The sequence below is a fragment of the Flavobacterium sp. KH_035 genome, assembly GCF_057839565.1.
This window is the reverse complement of the sequence record NZ_CM174492.1, coordinates 848,297-866,822: the sequence shown is the minus strand read 5'-3', so window position 1 is coordinate 866,822 and position 18,526 is coordinate 848,297. Positions and strand designations below refer to the sequence as shown.

Annotated in this window: 17 protein-coding genes; 9 read left to right on the top strand and 8 right to left on the bottom strand. The window is 34.7% G+C overall.

All coding sequences use genetic code 11. The features are described 5' to 3' along the window. Nucleotides 1-2 precede the first annotated feature (2 nt). Nucleotides 3-383 (top strand): TraR/DksA family transcriptional regulator, encoded by a 381-nt coding sequence (locus AC3IS6_RS03870; protein ID WP_089048658.1) that lies wholly within the window; start codon nucleotides 3-5, stop codon nucleotides 381-383. A gap of 256 nt (nucleotides 384-639) precedes the next feature. On the opposite strand, the gene AC3IS6_RS03865 is transcribed toward AC3IS6_RS03870, so the two are convergent. Next, nucleotides 640-1,020, bottom strand: a complete 381-nt coding sequence (locus tag AC3IS6_RS03865; RefSeq protein WP_017497678.1) for a hypothetical protein — start codon at nucleotides 1,018-1,020, stop codon at nucleotides 640-642. Nucleotides 1,021-1,053: 33 nt separating this feature from the next. Continuing rightward, on the bottom strand, nucleotides 1,054-1,410 hold the full coding sequence (locus tag AC3IS6_RS03860) for a roadblock/LC7 domain-containing protein (RefSeq protein ID WP_263362133.1): 357 nt from the start codon (nucleotides 1,408-1,410) through the stop codon (nucleotides 1,054-1,056). 179 nt (nucleotides 1,411-1,589) lie between these two features. Here AC3IS6_RS03860 and AC3IS6_RS03855 point away from each other — a divergent pair, with 179 nt between their 5' ends. The 6 genes from AC3IS6_RS03855 (at nucleotide 1,590) to AC3IS6_RS03830 (ending at nucleotide 11,510) form a co-directional block, all read left to right on the top strand. Beyond that, on the top strand, nucleotides 1,590-1,805 hold the full coding sequence (locus AC3IS6_RS03855) for a hypothetical protein (RefSeq protein ID WP_489163685.1): 216 nt from the start codon (nucleotides 1,590-1,592) through the stop codon (nucleotides 1,803-1,805). A 124-nt stretch (nucleotides 1,806-1,929) separates the two neighbouring features. After that, a complete protein-coding gene (locus AC3IS6_RS03850) occupies nucleotides 1,930-2,529 on the top strand; it encodes a lipoprotein signal peptidase (RefSeq protein WP_489163684.1) in 600 nt (199 codons plus the stop codon). Between the two features lie 142 nt (nucleotides 2,530-2,671). Continuing rightward, complete coding sequence (locus tag AC3IS6_RS03845; RefSeq protein WP_489163682.1) at nucleotides 2,672-5,830, top strand: UvrD-helicase domain-containing protein; 3,159 nt, start codon at nucleotides 2,672-2,674, stop codon at nucleotides 5,828-5,830. An 80-nt stretch (nucleotides 5,831-5,910) separates the two neighbouring features. After that, nucleotides 5,911-7,104: a glycine C-acetyltransferase gene (kbl, locus tag AC3IS6_RS03840; RefSeq protein ID WP_489163680.1), complete on the top strand. Its 1,194-nt coding sequence runs from the start codon at nucleotides 5,911-5,913 to the stop codon at nucleotides 7,102-7,104. A 113-nt stretch (nucleotides 7,105-7,217) separates the two neighbouring features. Continuing rightward, on the top strand, nucleotides 7,218-8,681 hold the full coding sequence (locus AC3IS6_RS03835; protein WP_489163678.1) for an OmpA family protein: 1,464 nt from the start codon (nucleotides 7,218-7,220) through the stop codon (nucleotides 8,679-8,681). A gap of 63 nt (nucleotides 8,682-8,744) precedes the next feature. Further along, nucleotides 8,745-11,510: a PD-(D/E)XK nuclease family protein gene (locus tag AC3IS6_RS03830; protein ID WP_489163676.1), complete on the top strand. Its 2,766-nt coding sequence runs from the start codon at nucleotides 8,745-8,747 to the stop codon at nucleotides 11,508-11,510. Nucleotides 11,511-11,781: 271 nt separating this feature from the next. Here the strand turns inward: AC3IS6_RS03830 and AC3IS6_RS03825 are convergent, their stop codons facing one another. Together AC3IS6_RS03825 and AC3IS6_RS03820 are read right to left on the bottom strand one after the other, a co-directional pair. Beyond that, on the bottom strand, nucleotides 11,782-12,558 hold the full coding sequence (locus tag AC3IS6_RS03825) for an alpha/beta fold hydrolase (protein WP_489163675.1): 777 nt from the start codon (nucleotides 12,556-12,558) through the stop codon (nucleotides 11,782-11,784). 167 nt (nucleotides 12,559-12,725) lie between these two features. Then, nucleotides 12,726-13,529 carry a TIGR00266 family protein gene (locus AC3IS6_RS03820; RefSeq protein WP_489163673.1) on the bottom strand — a complete coding sequence of 268 codons (804 nt, stop codon included), beginning with the start codon at nucleotides 13,527-13,529 and terminating at the stop codon, nucleotides 12,726-12,728. A gap of 180 nt (nucleotides 13,530-13,709) precedes the next feature. Here AC3IS6_RS03820 and AC3IS6_RS03815 point away from each other — a divergent pair, with 180 nt between their 5' ends. Both AC3IS6_RS03815 and AC3IS6_RS03810 read left to right on the top strand, forming a co-directional pair. Continuing rightward, nucleotides 13,710-14,066, top strand: a complete 357-nt coding sequence (locus AC3IS6_RS03815; protein WP_229354070.1) for a hypothetical protein — start codon at nucleotides 13,710-13,712, stop codon at nucleotides 14,064-14,066. Between the two features lie 89 nt (nucleotides 14,067-14,155). Beyond that, nucleotides 14,156-14,674: a ferritin gene (locus AC3IS6_RS03810; protein WP_263362127.1), complete on the top strand. Its 519-nt coding sequence runs from the start codon at nucleotides 14,156-14,158 to the stop codon at nucleotides 14,672-14,674. A 60-nt stretch (nucleotides 14,675-14,734) separates the two neighbouring features. Here the strand turns inward: AC3IS6_RS03810 and AC3IS6_RS03805 are convergent, their stop codons facing one another. The 4 genes from AC3IS6_RS03805 to AC3IS6_RS03790 form a co-directional block, all read right to left on the bottom strand. Then, complete coding sequence (locus tag AC3IS6_RS03805; protein WP_489163670.1) at nucleotides 14,735-16,027, bottom strand: aminopeptidase P family protein; 1,293 nt, start codon at nucleotides 16,025-16,027, stop codon at nucleotides 14,735-14,737. 95 nt (nucleotides 16,028-16,122) lie between these two features. Next, the gene (locus AC3IS6_RS03800) at nucleotides 16,123-16,524 is read right to left on the bottom strand and encodes a hypothetical protein (RefSeq protein ID WP_489163669.1); all 402 of its coding nucleotides are present in this window, start codon (nucleotides 16,522-16,524) and stop codon (nucleotides 16,123-16,125) included. 6 nt (nucleotides 16,525-16,530) lie between these two features. After that, complete coding sequence (locus AC3IS6_RS03795; RefSeq protein ID WP_489163667.1) at nucleotides 16,531-17,421, bottom strand: hypothetical protein; 891 nt, start codon at nucleotides 17,419-17,421, stop codon at nucleotides 16,531-16,533. 689 nt (nucleotides 17,422-18,110) lie between these two features. Further along, nucleotides 18,111-18,518: a helix-turn-helix domain-containing protein gene (locus AC3IS6_RS03790; RefSeq protein ID WP_489163665.1), complete on the bottom strand. Its 408-nt coding sequence runs from the start codon at nucleotides 18,516-18,518 to the stop codon at nucleotides 18,111-18,113. Between the last annotated feature and the right edge of the window lie 8 nt (nucleotides 18,519-18,526).

Sequence of the window (18,526 nt, the reverse complement as noted above, 5' to 3'; positions counted from 1 at the left end):
ATATGATAGATGAAATTACAAGATACTCTGATGCTGATTTAGCAGAGTTCAAAGAAATAATTCAAATTAAAATACAAAAAGCACAAGCCGATCTGGATTTAATTAAAAGTGCTTACATGAATGATTTGAATAACGGAACAGATGATACTTCTCCAACTTTTAAAGCATTTGAAGAAGGAAGCGAAACGATGTCTAAAGAGGCAAACTCACAGTTGGCTATCAGACAGGAAAAGTTTATTCGCGATCTAAAAAACGCGCTATTCCGTGTTGAAAATAAAACTTATGGTATTTGTAAAGTAACAGGTAAATTAATCGGCAAAGAAAGGCTTAAAATCGTTCCTCATGCTACAATGAGTATCGAAGCTAAAAACTTGCAGAGATAATTCCGGGTTTTTATACTCTATAAAACAAACGCTCCTTTTAGGGGCGTTTTTTTGTTTAATGTTTGAGTAGCTTTGTTAAAGCAATGACAATTCTTTAAAGAAAGAATTTAGCTACACCAGGATGGATATGTAGTAAAATTAGTTCGTTTATTTTTGTAAGAATTTTAAAAACAGGCGTTTTTACGTAGGAAAGAAGTAATGTCAATTAGAACTGTCTGTAAAGAAGACAGTTCTAATTAATAAAATAAGCTTCAGTTTAAGCTAAGTTTTTTTCTAATTCTAATTTGTGTTTTCTTAAAACTGCTCTTGTCATTCCTAAATTTGCTTTAGTCGAATCCGCGGCAAGATAGATCATGAACTTTTTGTTGGGAGAAATGTCGATGATGTGAATTTGATTGGAAAGAGTAATCAAAATGTCTTCGATCTCCTGATTTAAATTTAAAGCTTTTACTGCACTTAATTTTGCCTTCACAACTTCGAGATTGTAAGCTGCTGCAAGTTCAGGGTCAAATGCCGGATCTGTTGTCAGGTTTCCAAAGCTTAATCCTGATTCGATTTCTGTTACAGCTACTGCAATAAAGCCGTTTACGTTAGTTTTCATTTCATTCAAAAAAACGTTTAAAAAGTCATTACTCATAGTTTTTCGGGGTTTGGTGTTAATAGAAATATGTTATTTTAACAAAGAATTTTTGCTTAGTTCTGTAGCCGTTTCTTCGGTCGATCGTAGTAATAAACCGAGGTTACTGCCGTCTTTTGAAAATGTAATAATAAAATTTGTGCCGCTTATTTTGTTTCCAACAACAACTCCTTCTGTGGTTTTTAAAAAGAGTTGTTTTAGGGAGCCTTTTTCGAGATCTAATAAAAGTTTGTCGCTCATCGATACGATGGCCGAGCTCATTGCGGCGATACTATCCGCATAATCTAAATGAAGTGATGTGATTAATTTCCCTTTCCCATTAATGATTAATGCTGCGGAAGATTTGGTAGTAAGCAGAAAATCGTTTAGAGTAGTTGTGATTTCATTCATATTTTGTAAGATTTAGGAAAGTTGTTAAATTCTTTTCGTTTTAATACCGTGTGAGAGATAAATATGATTTTTTAGTCTAAACAAGTGTTAATTTTTATTAACAAATATAAATTAAATTATGTATCATTGTAATATCAAATCATTATAATTTTATTTATTTAACATAAAAATCTTATAAAATGGCTAAAGTATTGAAATTCAAAGAAGTGAACTCTGATGTTGAGCATCGAATGAAGGAATTTGAAAAGATTCGTATACAGTTTAAAACTCAGATAAAGAAGGCTGAAGCAAAGAATGGGACAGCGGGAAAAGAAGGTAAAGGGTTGCTTAAATCTATTTCAGATTTCTTTGCGGATCCGCCTAAAAAACCGGTTCAGCCAAATGTGAAAAAATAGAGCTTCAGTTAAAGGACTAAAATACTTCGGCAGTTGCTGGTTTATCTCCAAAAACAATTAACGCTCCAATAGGGGCGTTTTTTTTGATTAAATTGTTACTTTTGCCCCATCAAAATTTAATAAAATGTCATTACGAAAAGCGTATTTCCTTATATTTTTAGTTTTAATTGTCGATCAGCTTTCAAAAATCTATGTAAAAACAAACTTTGTTTTAGGTGATGAAGTAGTAATTTTTGACTGGTTTAGAATTCACTTTATTGAAAATGAAGGAATGGCCTGGGGGACAAAGATACCTGGCGAATATGGTAAGCTATTTCTAACTGTTTTTAGAATTTTTGCTGTAGTAGGAATTGGATACTGGTTGGCGGATTCGGTTAAGAAGCGTTATTCAGATTACTTAATTGTAGCTATAGCGTTGATTTTTGCCGGAGCAGCCGGAAATATAATTGATTCGGTATTTTATGGGATTATCTTTGACGACAGTCATGGCAATCTGGCTACATTTTTCTCACCAGAACCTTATGGAACATGGTTTCATGGTTTAGTGGTTGACATGTTTTATTTTCCAATCTGGAGAGGTACTTTGCCGGCTTGGTTTCCTTACTGGGGTGGTGAAGAAGTTTCTTTTTTTAATGCGATCTTCAATGTTGCCGATGTGGCAATTTCTACAGGGGTGGGTATCTTACTGGTTTTTAATAAAAGAGCCTTTCCTAAAGCCGTATAGTTATTATAGAAAATCTAAAATACTTAATTTCCAAATTCCAATAGCTGTGCGATAAATGCATTGGCTATTAGAATTTGGAATTTTGCTTTATTGGTATTTCAAATTTTAATGTGTTATTTTTACCGTACGAAAAACTAAACTCATGCAAAGTCCGTCTTTCTCTATCTACGATGCATCTGCAGGCTCTGGAAAGACCTATACTTTGGTAAAAGAGTATCTCAAAATTATTCTTTCTTCTCCGAGAAATGATGCCTATCGAAATATTCTGGCTATTACCTTTACCAATAAGGCGGTTCATGAAATGAAAAGCCGTATTGTGGGAAGTTTGTCGGAGTTTGCTAAAGAGGAACCTTCGGCGAAAGCAGTCGATTTGATGGAGGACTTGTCTCGTGATACAGGGCTTTCTATTGTTAAAATCAAAATAAAATCTCAAAATATTATAAAGCATCTGATTCATAATTATGCTGCTTTTGATATTTCTACTATTGATAAATTTACCCACAAAGTAATTCGTGCTTTCGCACATGATCTTAATTTGCCAATGACTTTTGAAGTCACTTTGGATACCGAAAATTTATTAGTTGAAGCTGTTGATGCTATTATTGCACAAGCGGGTCAGGATGAAACACTGACTAAATTACTGATTGATTTTACGATGGAAAAAACCGACGACGATAAAAGTTGGGATGTTTCTCGTGAAATATTAGAAACAGGAAGATTGGTTTTGAATGAAAACAATCGGAATGAGATCTCTCATTTTCAGGATAAATCTATTGAAGAGTTTGTTGTCATTAAAAAGAAAATGCAGGCTTTGTGTAAAGAATTGGAAGCTGAAAATGAAAATTTTGCTACAGAAGCACTTGCTTTAATTGATAGAAACGGAATTGATTTAAAATCATTTTCACGCGGAACGTTTCCAAACCATTTAGAGAGTATTCGCGATGGAAAATTTAATCCCCGGAATAAAACGTTCCATGAATTTGATGATATTGCGATTAATAAAACAGCAAAAGACAGAGCGTTAATCGAAAATATAATTCCGGAACTGCTTCAGATTCTGGAAAAAATCTATAAGAACTTTGAGAAAAGGGATTTTTATAAAGCGTTCCTGAAGAATATTACACCGCTTTCGCTTTTGAATACTGTTAGTAACGAATTGGCTAAAATTCAATCGGAACAAAATATTTTGTCTATTTCTGAATTTAATGCGATTATTCATCGTGAAATTCAAAATCAGCCCGCACCCTTTATTTATGAACGTTTAGGGGAGAAATACCGCCACTTTTTTATTGATGAATTTCAGGATACTTCCGAAATGCAATGGCAGAATCTGATTCCGCTAATACATAACTCCCTTTCCGGTCAGGATGATTTTGGAAACAAGGGAACTCTAATGATAGTGGGAGATCCTAAACAATCTATTTATCGATGGAGAGGTGGAAAAGCGGAACAGTTTATCGAATTAGGGAAAGAAGAGGTTTCTTTTTTTAATCATGAAAAAGTAGTCAAACATTTAGATACAAATTACCGCAGTTATAGTGAGGTAATTGAGTTTAACAACGACTTTTTTAAATTAATTTCGACTGAATTTACAAATGAAGATTATAAAGATCTTTATGAAAATCATAGTTTTCAGAATGTAAATTCGAAAAAAGGAGGATATGTCAATATTTCTTTTCTGCCTATAATTGAGAAGTTAGATTTTGCAGACGAAGAAGAAGTTGTGGAGAAATCGGATTTGTATGTTTTGGCGACATTAAATACGATTCAGAAGGTAGTCAGCGAAGGATTTGAGTACAAAGATATTGTGATTTTGACCCGAAAAAGAGATCAGGGAATTGCAATCGCGAATTATTTAACGGAACAAAATATCCCGCTTTTATCGTCGGAAACTTTAATGATTCAAAATGCTACAGAGGTGCGTTTGATTGTTCATTTGCTGAAATATTTAAACAATAGTGCCGATTTAGAGTCAAAAGCTAATTTTCTTCATTTTTTAGGATCGAACAAAGAGGTTCAAATGCCAATTCATGATTTCATTGCTTTGGGAATGGTTCAAAAAAGGGAAGATGATTTTGAAAAGTGGTTATTGACTTTTGATGTTGCGTTTTCTTTTGAAGATGTTCGTAAAAAATCATTGTACGAAGCGGTAGAAATTATAATTTCGAAATTTGTACTTCCAGACGAGGGGAATGCATACGTTCAGTTTTTTCTGGATATTGTTTTAGAGCGGGACATGAGAAATCAGGCTGGAATAGCTGATTTTTTAAGTTATTGGGATAAAAATGCAGAGAAATTTAGTATTCCGTCTCCGGAAGGAAACAATGCTGTTAGAATTATGACGATTCATAAATCAAAAGGATTGGAATTTCCGGTTGTAATTATGCCGTTTGCAGAAGAAGATTACAATCGAAAGCCAAAAGATAAATTATGGCTCGATACCGAAGATGTGAATTTGGATGTTCCGAAAGCTTTAATTGATAATAGTAGTGCAGTCGAAGGTTTTGGTGAAAGTGCCTCGGCGGTTTTTAATTTGAAAAAGCAGGAAGAATTACTCGATAACATTAATGTTTTGTATGTGGCATTAACACGTGCCGAAGAGCAGTTGTATATTGTGTCGCAAGCTTTAAAAGAAAGAAAAGATGGCGAATTGCCAAATAATATGGCTTCGTTCTTTATTAAATATTTAATTCATAAAGGGATTTATGAAACGGAGCGATTAGAGTATGAGTTTGGTAATAAAGTCAGGCTTTCGAATTCGGTAAAGTCAGTTGATTTGGTAAAGGTAATTCCTGTGGTCTCGGAAGTTTTAAACCCAAAAAATATCAAAATCGCACAGCGTGAGGCTTTGATGTGGGGGACGCATCAGCAAGAGGCAATTGCTTATGGGAATATAGTTCATGAGATTTTAGCTTTTGTTAAGGATAAGTCAGATGTTGATTTGGCAATTACAAAAGGGATTGAGAACGGATTGATTACTAACGACCAGGTGGATACGGTTTTGAAGACGCTTCAGGAAATTGTGAATCACCCTGAACTGGGTATCTGTTTTGACGGGAATGATACTATTTTGAACGAACAGACAATTGTTCAGAAAGAAGGAAGGATCTTAAAACCTGATCGAATTGTTTTAACGACCAACAAAGAAGCCTATTTGCTCGATTATAAAACGGGAGCGATCAATCCGAAATACAACAGGCAAATACAGGAGTATCAGGAGGCTATTGAGGATTTAGGGTATAAAGTGTTAAAAAAAGCATTGGTATACATCGGATCAGAAATCGATATAGTAAATTTGTGAAAAAATTAATCAGATGTTAAGGATTTAGTTAGGTGTTTATGGCTTAAGTTGTTAATTTTTAACGTTTTAAATAAATAGAAATGTACGGTAAAATAAAAGAACATTTGCAAAATGAGTTGCAAACGATTGAAGAAAATGGAATTTTCAAGAAAGAACGCATTATAACTTCAGCACAAGATGCAGAGATAACGATTTCTACAGGAGAAAAAGTTTTGAATTTTTGTGCCAACAATTATTTAGGGCTTTCGTCACACCCTGAAGTGGTGCAGGCAGCAAAAGATGCTATGGATACACATGGCTTTGGAATGTCGTCGGTACGTTTTATTTGCGGAACGCAGGATATTCATAAGACTTTGGAGAAAAAGATAGCAGATTTTTATGGTACAGAAGATACGATTCTTTATGCTGCTGCTTTTGATGCAAATGGAGGTGTTTTTGAACCATTGCTGGGAGAAAACGACGCTATTATTTCAGACAGTTTAAATCATGCTTCTATTATAGATGGAGTTCGTTTGTGTAAAGCAGCACGTTACCGTTATGAAAATAGTAATATGGAAGATTTGGAGCAACAGTTAATTAAAGCTAATGAGGCTGGTGCACGATTCAAATTAATTGTTACCGATGGAGTTTTCTCAATGGATGGTCTTGTGGCGCCTTTGGATAAGATTTGTGATTTGGCTGATAAATATGACGCTATGGTGATGGTGGATGAATGTCATGCTGCCGGATTTATTGGAGCAACAGGAAAAGGAACTCTTGAAGCCAAAGGTGTCATGGGAAGAGTTGATATTATAACCGGAACACTTGGTAAAGCTTTAGGAGGAGCAATGGGAGGTTATACAACTGCTAAAAAAGAAATAATTGAGTTATTGCGTCAGCGTTCACGACCATATTTGTTTTCAAACTCACTGGCACCGGCTATTGTTGGGGCTTCAATAAAGGTGTTTGAGTTGTTGGAAAAAGATACTTCTTTGAGAGATAAGTTAGAATGGAATACTAATTATTTTAAAGAAGGAATGAAAAAAGCCGGTTTTGATATCATTGATGGAGATTCAGCGATTGTTCCGGTAATGCTATACGATGCAAAATTGTCGCAAACAATGGCCAATGAGTTATTGAAGCAAGGTATTTATGTAATCGGATTCTTCTTCCCTGTAGTTCCGAAAGAAAAAGCAAGGATTAGAGTGCAATTATCGGCGGCACATACAAAAGAGCACTTAGACAGGGCTATAGAGGCATTTATAGTTGTCGGACAAATGTTAAAAGTTATATAATTCCCACTTTGGTCAAATTTTTGTAGGTTTTTTTTAACATTTCATTTTGTATTTAAAAATTTTGGTGTTACTTTTGCTTGTAATTAACTAAATTGTAATTAAAAAAATTAAGTATGAAACATCTTAACAAACTTTTAGTTGCTGTGATGATGGTGATGGGTTTAAGTTCTCACGCACAAGACAGTAACAATCCATGGGCTATCTCTTTTGGAGTTAATGCCGTTGATACTAGAACAAGTTCTGGATCAGGAAGTGGTTTCTTTAATCAGCACTTTTCTCAGCCATTCGCTGTAAAAGACAACTGGAACATCCTTCCTTCTTTATCTTACATTGGTGTGAATAGATATGTAGGTAGTGGTTTCTCTGTTGGTTTACAAGGATCTGTAAACAAGATTGATAAATTCGTTACTTTCAATCCATCTGCTCCAGGTCATGATAGTAGAGGTAATGTAGTTACTAATCCTGGTGATTTGATGTATTACGGAATTGATGCTACTATTAAATATAGCTTCCAGGAATTGATCAAATCTAAAGTAATCGATCCTTCGTTATCTGTTGGTGGAGGTTATACTTTCTTCGGAGATAGTAGCTACGGAACTGTTAACCCAGGTGCTGGTGTTACTTTCTGGTTTACTGATGCTATTGGTCTTGAGCTTGCTACAAGATACAAATGGTCAGTTAATGGTGATAGAACAGACAAAGCTGGTGTTCCAGATGCTCCATCTCACTTTCAACACACTGCTGGTCTAGTTTTCAAATTCGGAGGTAAAGATACTGACGGAGACGGAATCTATGATAAAGATGATGCTTGTCCAGATGTTGCTGGTTTAAAACAATTCAACGGATGTCCTGATACTGACGGAGACGGAATCGTTGATGCTTCTGACGCTTGTCCAGATGTATTTGGTTTAGCTGCATTAAACGGATGTCCTGATACTGACGGAGACGGAATTGCTGATAAAGATGATGCTTGTCCAGATGTTGCTGGTTTAGCTGCTTTAAAAGGTTGTCCTGATACTGACGGTGATGGTATCGCTGACAAAGATGACAAATGTCCTACAGTTGCTGGTCCTAGAGAAAATGGTGGTTGTCCTTTCTTAGACGCTGACAAAGACGGTGTTGCTGATAAAGATGACGATTGTCCTACAGTAGCTGGTCCTGCTTCTAACAGAGGTTGTCCTGAAGTAACTACTGAAGCTTTAGAAGATCTTAAAGTTCAAGCTAGAGCGGTTTACTTTAACTCAGGAAAAGCAACTTTCAAAACAGGAGACAAAGAAACTCCAGCTAGATTAGATGCAATTAAAGAAATCCTTAAAAACTATCCAAACGCGAAATTCGCTATCGAAGGACACACAGATAGTACAGGTTCTGCAAAAATCAACGACAAACTTTCTCAAGAAAGAGCTGACGCTGTGAAAAATGCATTAATCGAAAGAGGTGTTAATCCAGAAAACTTAGAGTCTAAAGGATTTGGATCTTCTCAACCAGTTGCAAGTAACAAAACTGCTGCAGGTAAAGCACAAAACAGAAGAACAGAAATTAGACACATTGGTTCTAAATACCAAGGTAAAATCTAATTTACTTTCTAAATAAATACTAAAAGCCATTCTTAATTGAATGGCTTTTTTTATTTTTATCAAATGATAAATACTTCCTTTCTCGGAAAAATAGCGACTGTTATAATTCAGGATTATTCGGCTAAACTTGCTGAAACAACCATTATTCTGCCTAATAAAAGAGCGAAAGTTTTTTTAATCGAAGCCCTGAAAAATGAGACTAAGAAAACGATACTCTCTCCTGAAATTATTAGCATTGAAGATTTTGTGCAAGATGTCGCGTCAATCAGATCAGTTGATTCAATCGAACTTTTGTTTGAGTTTTATGAAGTTTATCTTTCTGTTACCGAAAAACAACAGCAGCAGTCCTTTGAATTGTTTGCTAATTGGGCGAAAACACTGCTGCAGGATTTTAACGAAATCGATCGTTATCTTTTAGATCCTTCGCATGTTTTGACCTATTTGAGTGATATTGAAGATATCAAAAAATGGGGAATTGAAATAGAGAATAAAACTAAACTTTTAGAGAATTATATTGATTTCTGGAAACTTCTTCCGTTGTATTATGATTCGTTGTACAATCATTTGCTTAATAAATCAATTGGCTATCAGGGACTGATTTATCGTGAGGCGGTAAACAACCTTACTCACTTTTCGAATACCGTTTCAAATCGAAGTTTTATTTTTGCCGGATTTAATGCTTTGAATGCAGCTGAAGAAAAAATTGTTCAGCATCTTTTGGCTTTGGATCAGGCTAAAATTTATTGGGATGTTGATCAGACTTTCCTGAATGATCCTTATCATGATGCGGGACTTTTTGTCAGACGTTTTAAAGAAAATTGGAAACATTATAAAGCTAACCCGTTTGAGTGGATTGTGGACGATTTTTCGCAGTCTAAAAACATTCAGATAATTGGTACGCCTAAAACGATCGGACAGGCAAAATTGGCGGGTAGTATCATCGAAAATATTATTATAGAAAACCCAGCAACTGCTCTTGATAAAGTGGCTATTGTGCTTGGCGAGGAAAATTTGCTGATGCCAATTTTATATTCGCTGCCTTCTTCGATTGGAAGTTTGAATATTACGATGGGCTATTCAGGGAAAAACAACCCGTCGCAGATATTAATCGCAAAATTATTCAGAATGCACACTAATGCGCTTTCGCGTAAAGGAGAAAGTTATGTTTTTTATTATAAAGATATACTTGATATTCTGACACATCCATTGGTTGAGCCGTATGCGAATGCCGGTAATTTAGTGCGGATTATCAAGGAGAATAATTACACTTTTATTACACATAACCGGGTTTTAGAACTTAATCTGAATCCGTCGCCATTGTTTAAGTTGCTTTTCCAGAAGTGGGAGAACGGATCGATTGCTGTTCTTGAAAATGTTTCGGCACTTTTACTTCTGATAAAAGAGAATTTCAGCAATGACAATGAAGAGGAGAAAATTGCGAAGGCTTTTGTTTATGCGGTTTTTAAGGTGATCAATAAGCTGATTAATTATTATACAAAACACAGTCATATTGACAATATAGATACTTTGCATGCAATCTATAAACAAATTATTGATGTTGCCGAAGTTTCGTTTGAGGGTGAACCTTTGCGCGGTTTGCAGATTATGGGGGTTCTCGAAAGCCGTGTGCTGGATTTTGATACCGTAATTGTAACGTCGATGAATGAGGGGAAGTTTCCAGCTGGGAAATCTCAAAATTCATTTATTCCTTATGACGTTAAAAACGAATTAGGTTTGCCAACTTTTAAAGAGAAAGACGCTATTTATACCTACCACTTTTATCATTTATTGCAGAGGGCTAAAAACATCTATTTGATTTATAATACCGAAAATGACGGATTGGATGCCGGAGAACGCAGCCGTTTCATCACGCAGTTGGAAGTAGAAAAACAACACAAACACAATTTGACTTTTGACATCTATAACCCGGTTTTACCAACAACGGCTTATCAGCCAATGATGGTCCCGAAATCCGAGGCTGTGATGGATCGTTTAAAAGAAATTGCACTTGCGGGTTTTTCGCCTTCGGCTTTGACGAGTTACATTCGAAATCCGATTGACTTTTATTTTCAAAAAATACTTCGAATTCGTGAGGTTGAAGAGGTAGAGGAAAACATCGCTTTGAATACGCTTGGTACCATAATTCATGAAACATTAAAAACATTGTACGAACCTTTTATCGGTAAGTTTATCTCGGAAGCGGATCTTGAAAATTGTTTTAAATTACTGGATGATGAAGTTTTAAGACAATTTAAACTGGTTTATAAAGAAGGTGAAATAAAAAAAGGACGTAATCTTCTGGCTTTTGAAGTAGCAAAACGAAACGTTTCCAATTTTTTAAAAATGGAACTGGAGTCTCTTAAGAATGGTGATGCTGTTAAAATCATTGCATTGGAAGAAACATACGGACGTGAATTGCATCATCCGGATTTACCATTTCCGGTTTTGATTAAAGGAAATGTAGATCGAATTGAGTTGCGTAACGGCAAAATCCGAATTATTGATTATAAGACCGGAAAAGTTGAAAAGATGAACGTAATCCTTAAATCCTGGAATGGATTGACTCAGGAGCTTAAAAATGATAAAATTATTCAGGTTTTGGCCTATGCGTTCATGTTTGAGAAAGAAGCGGGTGATATTCCGATTGAGGTTGGGATTATATCTTTTAAAAATCTAAAATCAGGATTCTTGCCTTTTGGATTTAAAGAAGATAAGGAATTGAATGTTACCGTTACGAATGAGATCTTAAACAGTTATCTGGAAGAGATTGTTGTGTTATTAAAAGAAATCTTTAATATGAATATTCCTTTCGAGGAAAAAATAAATTAATGAATCAGAATATCTGAACCCGTTGGATGTTACTAAAAAAATCATTTAACACATAGAAACATAGATTTATAGTTGCAAAAAGAGAAGTAAAAAAGAAATATATTTCTTTTACAGAGAAGAATATGTGTGTTTGAGTGAAGTGAAACGTCTTTTTTATATATACAGAGCCTATGTTTCTATGTGTTAAAATGAATTGTACTCATTGGGTTTATCTGAATTTTTAAAACTACCGCTTTAGTTAATTTTTATAAGGAAGTGTCGGTTTTCCGATTTATTCGAAAAAACCAAACAGTGCTTTTTTCAGTTCTTCTTTGTTTTCAATATGGCTCATGTGTCCGTCTTCAAAAGAGACCAGTTCAGCTGTAGTATCATTGATTTGGGTAATGCTGTCTTCATAATTTAAAACAGGATCTTTTTTACCTAAAATCAATAAAACGGGAAACATATTCTGATGTAGAAGCGCTTCTCTGTCTTTTCTGATTTTCATCCCTTCCAAAGAAGCGACAATTCCTTGTAGCGGAGTTTTTAAGGCTTGAATTTTAACTTTCTCAATTTCGTCTTTTAATCGGGTTCGGTTGTTTTCGCTGAACAAATTAGCAATGGCAAGACTTACGAAGGCTATGTAGTTTTGTTTGACAGCTTTGATAGCACGTGTTCGGTTGATTTTTTTCTCGGCACTGTCTTCTTTTGAAGTGGAATTCAGTAAAACAAGTTTTCGGATGCTTTTTGGGAATAATTCGGCGAAAGCCAAACCTACGTAACCGCCCATCGAATGTCCAACGATTATAGCTTTCTCAATTTTTAAATGATTCAGAACTTCCTGAACAGCATTGGCATTGTCTTCCATCGTATGCACGTATCCCAAAGAATCCGATTCACCGTGTCCTAATAAGTCGATTGTAATGACACGATATTTTTTGGAGAAAAAATCAAGATAGTCTTTCCACATTTTTTTGTTTTCCAGAAAGCCGTGAAGTAAAACAATTGCATTTCCAGTTCCCGAATCTGAGTATGATATTTTGGTATTTTTGTATAAAAGCGTTTTCAAAATGAACTTTTTTTGTTGTCAGGCACAAAGTTAAGAAAGCTGAAGTAAAATGTCGAGATGTCTTGATTTAATTGGGAAATCTTTAAAACTGGAATAAATTTATTTATAGCAGAATACAGTTTGTGAACGAATTAAAAAGGGCTTCCATTTCTGAAAGCCATTACAAATTAAAATCGGTTATCACCATCTAAAAGATTTCCTAATCCGCCAAGAAGACTACCTTCTTCGCGGCTGTTTCCGCCAGATTTTGGTGCAGATGCAATAATGCGGTCAGCCAGTCTCGAGAAAGGCAACGATTGTATGTAAACCGTTCCGGGACCTTTTAATGTGGCATAAAATAATCCTTCGCCGCCAAAAATAGAATTCTTAATTCCGCCAATAAATTCAATATCATAATCTACATCTTTGGTAAAACCAATGATGCATCCGGTATCTACTTTTAGAACTTCGCCTGGCCCCAATACTTTTTTAGCCATTGTTCCGCCCGAATGTACAAATGCCATTCCATCTCCTTCGATTTTCTGCATAATAAAGCCTTCACCGCCAAATAAACCACGTCCAAGTTTCTGAGAAAATTCTATTCCGACAGAAACACCTTTAGCAGCGCATAAAAACGAGCTTTTTTGGCAGATAAATTTGCCTTGAAATTCTGTTAAATCAATTGGAAGGATTTTTCCAGGATATGGCGACGCAAATGAAACTTTGCTTTTGCTATTGCCTTGGTTTAAAAATGCTGTCATAAATAAACTTTCGCCGGTAAGAACTCTTTTACCTGCGTTTAAAAGTTTGCCAAACAAACCTGAGCCTTGCTGTTGAGAACCGTCTCCAAATATCGTTTCCATCTGGATATTGTTTTCCATCATCATGAAACTGCCAGCTTCGGCAATTACAATTTCCTGCGGGTCCAGTTCTATTTCAACATATTGCATTTCTTCCCCGAAAATATGATAATCTATTTCGTGTGCTTGCATAATTTCTTAATTTATTTGTTTTTAAAATTAGACTAATAATGCCGTAGAATGTTACACTCTTTAGTGAGTTATCGTTGTTTTTAAGAACATTAAATGATTTTGTTATTTTAAATTAGTCTTAATTATGTTTTTTATTGCTTTAAATTCTATATTTTTGCAACGTTATTATATTTTATCAGAATGGCGTTAGTTAGTGATTTGACCACCAAAGTTTTATTTGAAACCGAAAAAGGATATAGTTATCAATGTGATTTGACTAATAGTATAATTATCAATTTTGTTGATACAGTGTCAAGTTACAAAATTCATGATTTTTTGATTTTTCAAAGAAAGGTTAATAGCGTTGACATTCTTAATATGCTTTATGACTTATCTGATCAGTCAGACGCACAATTGATTGAAACCACCAAAAGAAATTTTTCCAGAAATCTTACTATCTGTGAAATAGTGCAGTTAAGAGATTTATTAAACGGAACTAAATTTACACTCACGTTACATTCTATGCTTTGTAACATTGTAAACGTAGAGCTTATTTAGATTCTTACTTAGATCAAATCCAAATTTCCAAGCAGTTAGAGGAGCCTTCTTTAATTTTTGTAATTTTACACATATAAAAATTAGAGGATATGAAAGATTTATTAAGAACACGTACTTCATTAGTTGAAAGTGTAGAAAATATATTAAACTTACAAGCAAAATTAGAAAGTGACGCTTCTAATAAATATTTAGCTATGGCTGCATGGTTAGATAGAAATGGTTATGCCAATACAGCATCTTATTTGTACAAACAAGCCGAAGAAGAGAGAGAGCATTTCCTAAAAGTTTTCAAATATATTACAGATATGGGAGGGATTGCCATTACGCCGTCTATTCCAGAAGTGCAGCAGGAATTTGCTTCTTTGAGAGAAGTATTTGAAATTGCTTTGCAGAATGAAATTGCAGTTACACAAGCAGTGAATAAAGTAATTGCAAAATGTAGAGCTGAAAATGACTATGCTACAGAAGATTTTATGATGTGGTATGTTGCTGAGCAGAGAGAAGAAGAGAAAAACGCAAGAAGAGCTTTAGAGCTTTTTGAGTTGATTGATGAAAGTGAAGCTGCCGGCAAATTCCAGTTGGATGTGCAAATCGCAAAAATCGCATAATAGTTGATTTATAAAATTGAAAAAGCCCTTAATAAATTTTATTAAGGGCTTTTTTCTTATCTATTCATTCATCAAACTCTCAATCTCTTCAGCTTCAATCGGAATATTGCGCATCAAGTTAAAAGGTTCTCCTTTTTCCTGTACCACAACGTTGTCTTCTAAACGAATTCCGAACCCTTCGGCCGGAATGTAGATTCCTGGCTCAACTGTAAAAACCATATTGGCTTTCATTGGTTCGTGAAGTAATCCGTAGTCGTGCGTGTCCAGTCCCATGTGGTGAGATGTTCCGTGCATGAAATATTTTTTGTATGCTGGCCATTCCGGATTTTCGTTCTGAACATCGGCTTTGTCGATCAAACCTAAGCCAAGTAATTCAGAGGTCATTATTTTACCCACTTCAACATGATATTGTTTCCAAAGCGTTCCCGGAGTCAACATTTTTGTAGCTTCGTTTTTTACTCTCAAAACAGCATTGTAAACTGCTTTTTGTCTTTCGTTATATCTTCCAGAAACCGGAATAGTTCGGGATAAATCACTGGAGTAGTTCGCATATTCGGCAGCAACATCCAATAAAATTAAATCTCCGTCTTTACATTGCTGGTTGTTTTCGATGTAATGCAAAACATTGGCATTATTTCCCGAAGCAATAATTGGCGTGTAAGCAAAACCTTTAGAACGGTTACGGATAAATTCGTGAATTAATTCGGCTTCGATTTCGTATTCGGTAACATTTGGTTTTACAAATGATAATAATCTGCGGAAACCTTTTTCGGTAATATCACAAGCCTGCTGAATCAAATCAAGTTCTTCACTTTCTTTTACAGAACGAAGACGTTGTAAAATCGGGTTGCTTTTGGCTACGTTGTGTGCCGGATAATGCTCTTTCCACCATTTTACAAAACGAGCTTCACGGGTTTCTGTCTCCACTGTAGCGCGGTAATGTTCGTTAGTGTTAATGTACATCGTATCGGCATACGTCATCATTTCGTTCAAAATTTTATGAAAATCCTGTAACCAATACACCGTTCTGATTCCTGAAACCTGAAAAGCACGTTCTTTAGTCAGTTTTTCACCTTCCCAGATTGCAATGTGTTCGCTGGTTTCTTTTAGAAAAAGAATTTCTTTTTGACTCTCGTAAGGAGCATCGGGAAACAAAAGCAAAATACTTTCTTCCTGATCTACACCGCTCAGATAAAAAATATCTCTGTGTTGTGCAAATGGCAAAGTACTGTCGGCACTAACAGGGTAAATGTCATTGGAATTAAAAACGGCAACTGAATTAGGTTTCATTTCTGCCGTGAATTTTTTGCGGTTTTTTACAAAAAGAGCGCTGTTTATTTGGTGATATTTCATAATAATTCGGTTTTTGAACTTCGAATTTCAAAATTACGTTTTTTCAGCAAACAGCATGAAATTGATTTCTTAAAGTTTTATTATTTGTTTTCATTTTATTTCACAGATAATATTCCCGCAATTATCATATTGATCGTAAACAATACCAATATAGGAATGCTTATTTCCTGCCAATATTCCAGAAACGAAAACTGCTGAAAATTGTCGACCACCGGTATATCATTTAGATTACAAATCAGGATCGAAGCTACACAGCAAAACGAAAAAGGAACGGCAAAACGGTAAAGGAAACTTGGCGCAATAACCTTCACGTGTTCAAAAAACATGATTATTAAGCAATAAAACATTGTACAAATAAAAGTAATCGGAATGCCTACAAGTATACCCATTGTTTGATTAAAAGAATCGTTTCCTTGAGCGCTAAAAACGATAAAAAAAAGTAACGTAATTATTATGGCGCAAGAAAAACTTTTCATCATCGGCTGTTTTGTTTTCATAATGCGTTAATTTATTGGTCTGATAATAAAATAAGTAGAGTGCCTTAGAATGCAAAATGCAGGATTTGCTGGATGACTATAATAAATCACATCTGTGCGATCACTCCAGACTTCGGTTTTTAATTTCAGAGTGTCATTTTTTATCACAATATCATAAAAAGCATTTACGCGCCAGGAATTACTACCAAGTTTACTTACTTTGTGTGTATAAACCGGCGCAAATATTTTTTGATAAGGTTCAGAAACAGTTTCTTTAAATAAATTTTTACCATACAAAGCATACCATTTTTTATCTATCAAAAAAAGGGCTTTATCAAAATATTGGCCTACGTCATCGCTATTGTAATTGAGTTTTTGAGCTTTAAAACAATAAATAGAACTCGCTTTTTTGCTTAATTTATTGTACTCTTCTTCCGTACGTTCAAAAGTCCAGTCGGCTTTGGGGTTAAGTTCGATGTAGTTATGGCGAATAGTATCATTGTCAATAATCCACGAGATATAATTTTTTTTCGAAAGTAAATACGATTCATAAATTTCATACGAATCATATCTGCGCGTCTTTAAACTGTCAATTAGTTTTCCTTTGTTGTCGAATTTATAATGCAATCTAAATTCATCATTATCATTACCAAAACCTTCCTTTCCCGATTCAAAAACAACAGTTTCAGACAATGGCGAAAAGTAAACTGTATTCGTATTAAGAGAATTATCTCCTAAACTTAAAATTTCATAATGAGTAGATTTTACTGTGTCTTCTAAGTTTTTATACGCTAAATATTTTTTAGGTAAATCAGGCTGAGTAATAAAATTTCTAAAAAAATAACCATACAAAATGTAACTCACGGCTATAAATAATGAAATGCATACAAAGTATAAGTTTTTCTGATATAGGTTCATAGGTCAAAAATAGTGGTATTGGTTTAGGTTCAAATCTAAAACCTTTTTTGGTCTCTATAACTACTTTTGTACAGGAAAATTTACAAACAGATAAGATCTTTCAGTCGTAATTAAAATAGTAAACTGATTAGTATTTGGGCGTGTCCCTCCGGGTCGGGCTTTCGGCTATATCTTTTATTCCGTTTCACTTCATAAAAGGATACCGCCTCTATCCCTCACGCGAATTCGTTTTTTAAGAAACTGAAAAATATTAAATTGTTTCTATTTAATAATACAGCACATTAATCTGATCGCTCGGATTTGTGATTATAAGTTTTCGAGATTTTTAAAACTGGCTGAAAGCCCAAAAGCAACAACGTAGTGCAGCGTACTACAAACTAAACGAACAGTAAGTATTACCCTGAAAGGGTAAAAGCAATTATGAAGTAAGTTAAATAAACAAGATGTATGATCTGAAGAATGTTTTCTTTGAGATTAGGCTTTCGCCCTTTCAGGGCTTATATGCCAATGTGTTTTTTCCCGATGGCACTTTGTACCATCCTATTGCTAAAGCTCTTTCAGAGCGTTTTTCGAAATTTATCGTTTTCAGTCAATGTACTGATAAGAAATCTTTTAAAATCAGTTTAATCTGTGGCATAAAAAAACCGAAGCGTCAGAACTTCGGTTTTCTATAAATATATTATTTATGCTTATTTTTGCTTTAGTAAATTTTCCAAAAGAGTCACTTTCTCTCTTTCCGCTTCAACCAATCTTTCATAAAGCTTTTTATTCTCTTCGTAAGATTCAAGAAGTTTGTCTAACGGGTTAAAAGTGCAATTATTATTTTTTATAGAAGAAGCATCATTATGATAAGTGTTTCCAATAATATTAAAAACAGCTTCATCTGAAAAATTTTTTATCACTTCAGCTGGTACACCTAAAGCTTCAGAGATTTTTTTAAGTTTTTCGTCATCAACGCTTTCGCTTCCTTCAATAATAGAGATCGATTGCTGGGTTGTGCCAATTGCTTGTGCAAGGGCTTCCTGTTTCATATCTCTCAGTTCTCTAATTCGGCTAATGTTTCGACCGATATGTCTAGGTTTTGGTGCTGTGCTCATAATTCAAA

Bases quoted from the DNA above. Each gene is read 5' to 3' on its own strand.
- AC3IS6_RS03870 (WP_089048658.1), top strand. From the start codon at position 3: ATGATAGATGAAATTACAAGATACTCTGATGCTGATTTAGCAGAGTTC.
- AC3IS6_RS03865 (WP_017497678.1), bottom strand. From the start codon at position 1,020: ATGAGTAATGACTTTTTAAACGTTTTTTTGAATGAAATGAAAACTAAC.
- AC3IS6_RS03860 (WP_263362133.1), bottom strand. From the start codon at position 1,410: ATGAATGAAATCACAACTACTCTAAACGATTTTCTGCTTACTACCAAA.
- AC3IS6_RS03855 (WP_489163685.1), top strand. From the start codon at position 1,590: ATGGCTAAAGTATTGAAATTCAAAGAAGTGAACTCTGATGTTGAGCAT.
- AC3IS6_RS03850 (WP_489163684.1), top strand. From the start codon at position 1,930: ATGTCATTACGAAAAGCGTATTTCCTTATATTTTTAGTTTTAATTGTC.
- AC3IS6_RS03845 (WP_489163682.1), top strand. From the start codon at position 2,672: ATGCAAAGTCCGTCTTTCTCTATCTACGATGCATCTGCAGGCTCTGGA.
- kbl (WP_489163680.1), top strand. From the start codon at position 5,911: ATGTACGGTAAAATAAAAGAACATTTGCAAAATGAGTTGCAAACGATT.
- AC3IS6_RS03835 (WP_489163678.1), top strand. From the start codon at position 7,218: ATGAAACATCTTAACAAACTTTTAGTTGCTGTGATGATGGTGATGGGT.
- AC3IS6_RS03830 (WP_489163676.1), top strand. From the start codon at position 8,745: ATGATAAATACTTCCTTTCTCGGAAAAATAGCGACTGTTATAATTCAG.
- AC3IS6_RS03820 (WP_489163673.1), bottom strand. From the start codon at position 13,529: ATGCAAGCACACGAAATAGATTATCATATTTTCGGGGAAGAAATGCAA.
- AC3IS6_RS03815 (WP_229354070.1), top strand. From the start codon at position 13,710: ATGGCGTTAGTTAGTGATTTGACCACCAAAGTTTTATTTGAAACCGAA.
- AC3IS6_RS03810 (WP_263362127.1), top strand. From the start codon at position 14,156: ATGAAAGATTTATTAAGAACACGTACTTCATTAGTTGAAAGTGTAGAA.
- AC3IS6_RS03805 (WP_489163670.1), bottom strand. From the start codon at position 16,027: ATGAAATATCACCAAATAAACAGCGCTCTTTTTGTAAAAAACCGCAAA.
- AC3IS6_RS03800 (WP_489163669.1), bottom strand. From the start codon at position 16,524: ATGAAAACAAAACAGCCGATGATGAAAAGTTTTTCTTGCGCCATAATA.
- AC3IS6_RS03795 (WP_489163667.1), bottom strand. From the start codon at position 17,421: ATGAACCTATATCAGAAAAACTTATACTTTGTATGCATTTCATTATTT.
- AC3IS6_RS03790 (WP_489163665.1), bottom strand. From the start codon at position 18,518: ATGAGCACAGCACCAAAACCTAGACATATCGGTCGAAACATTAGCCGA.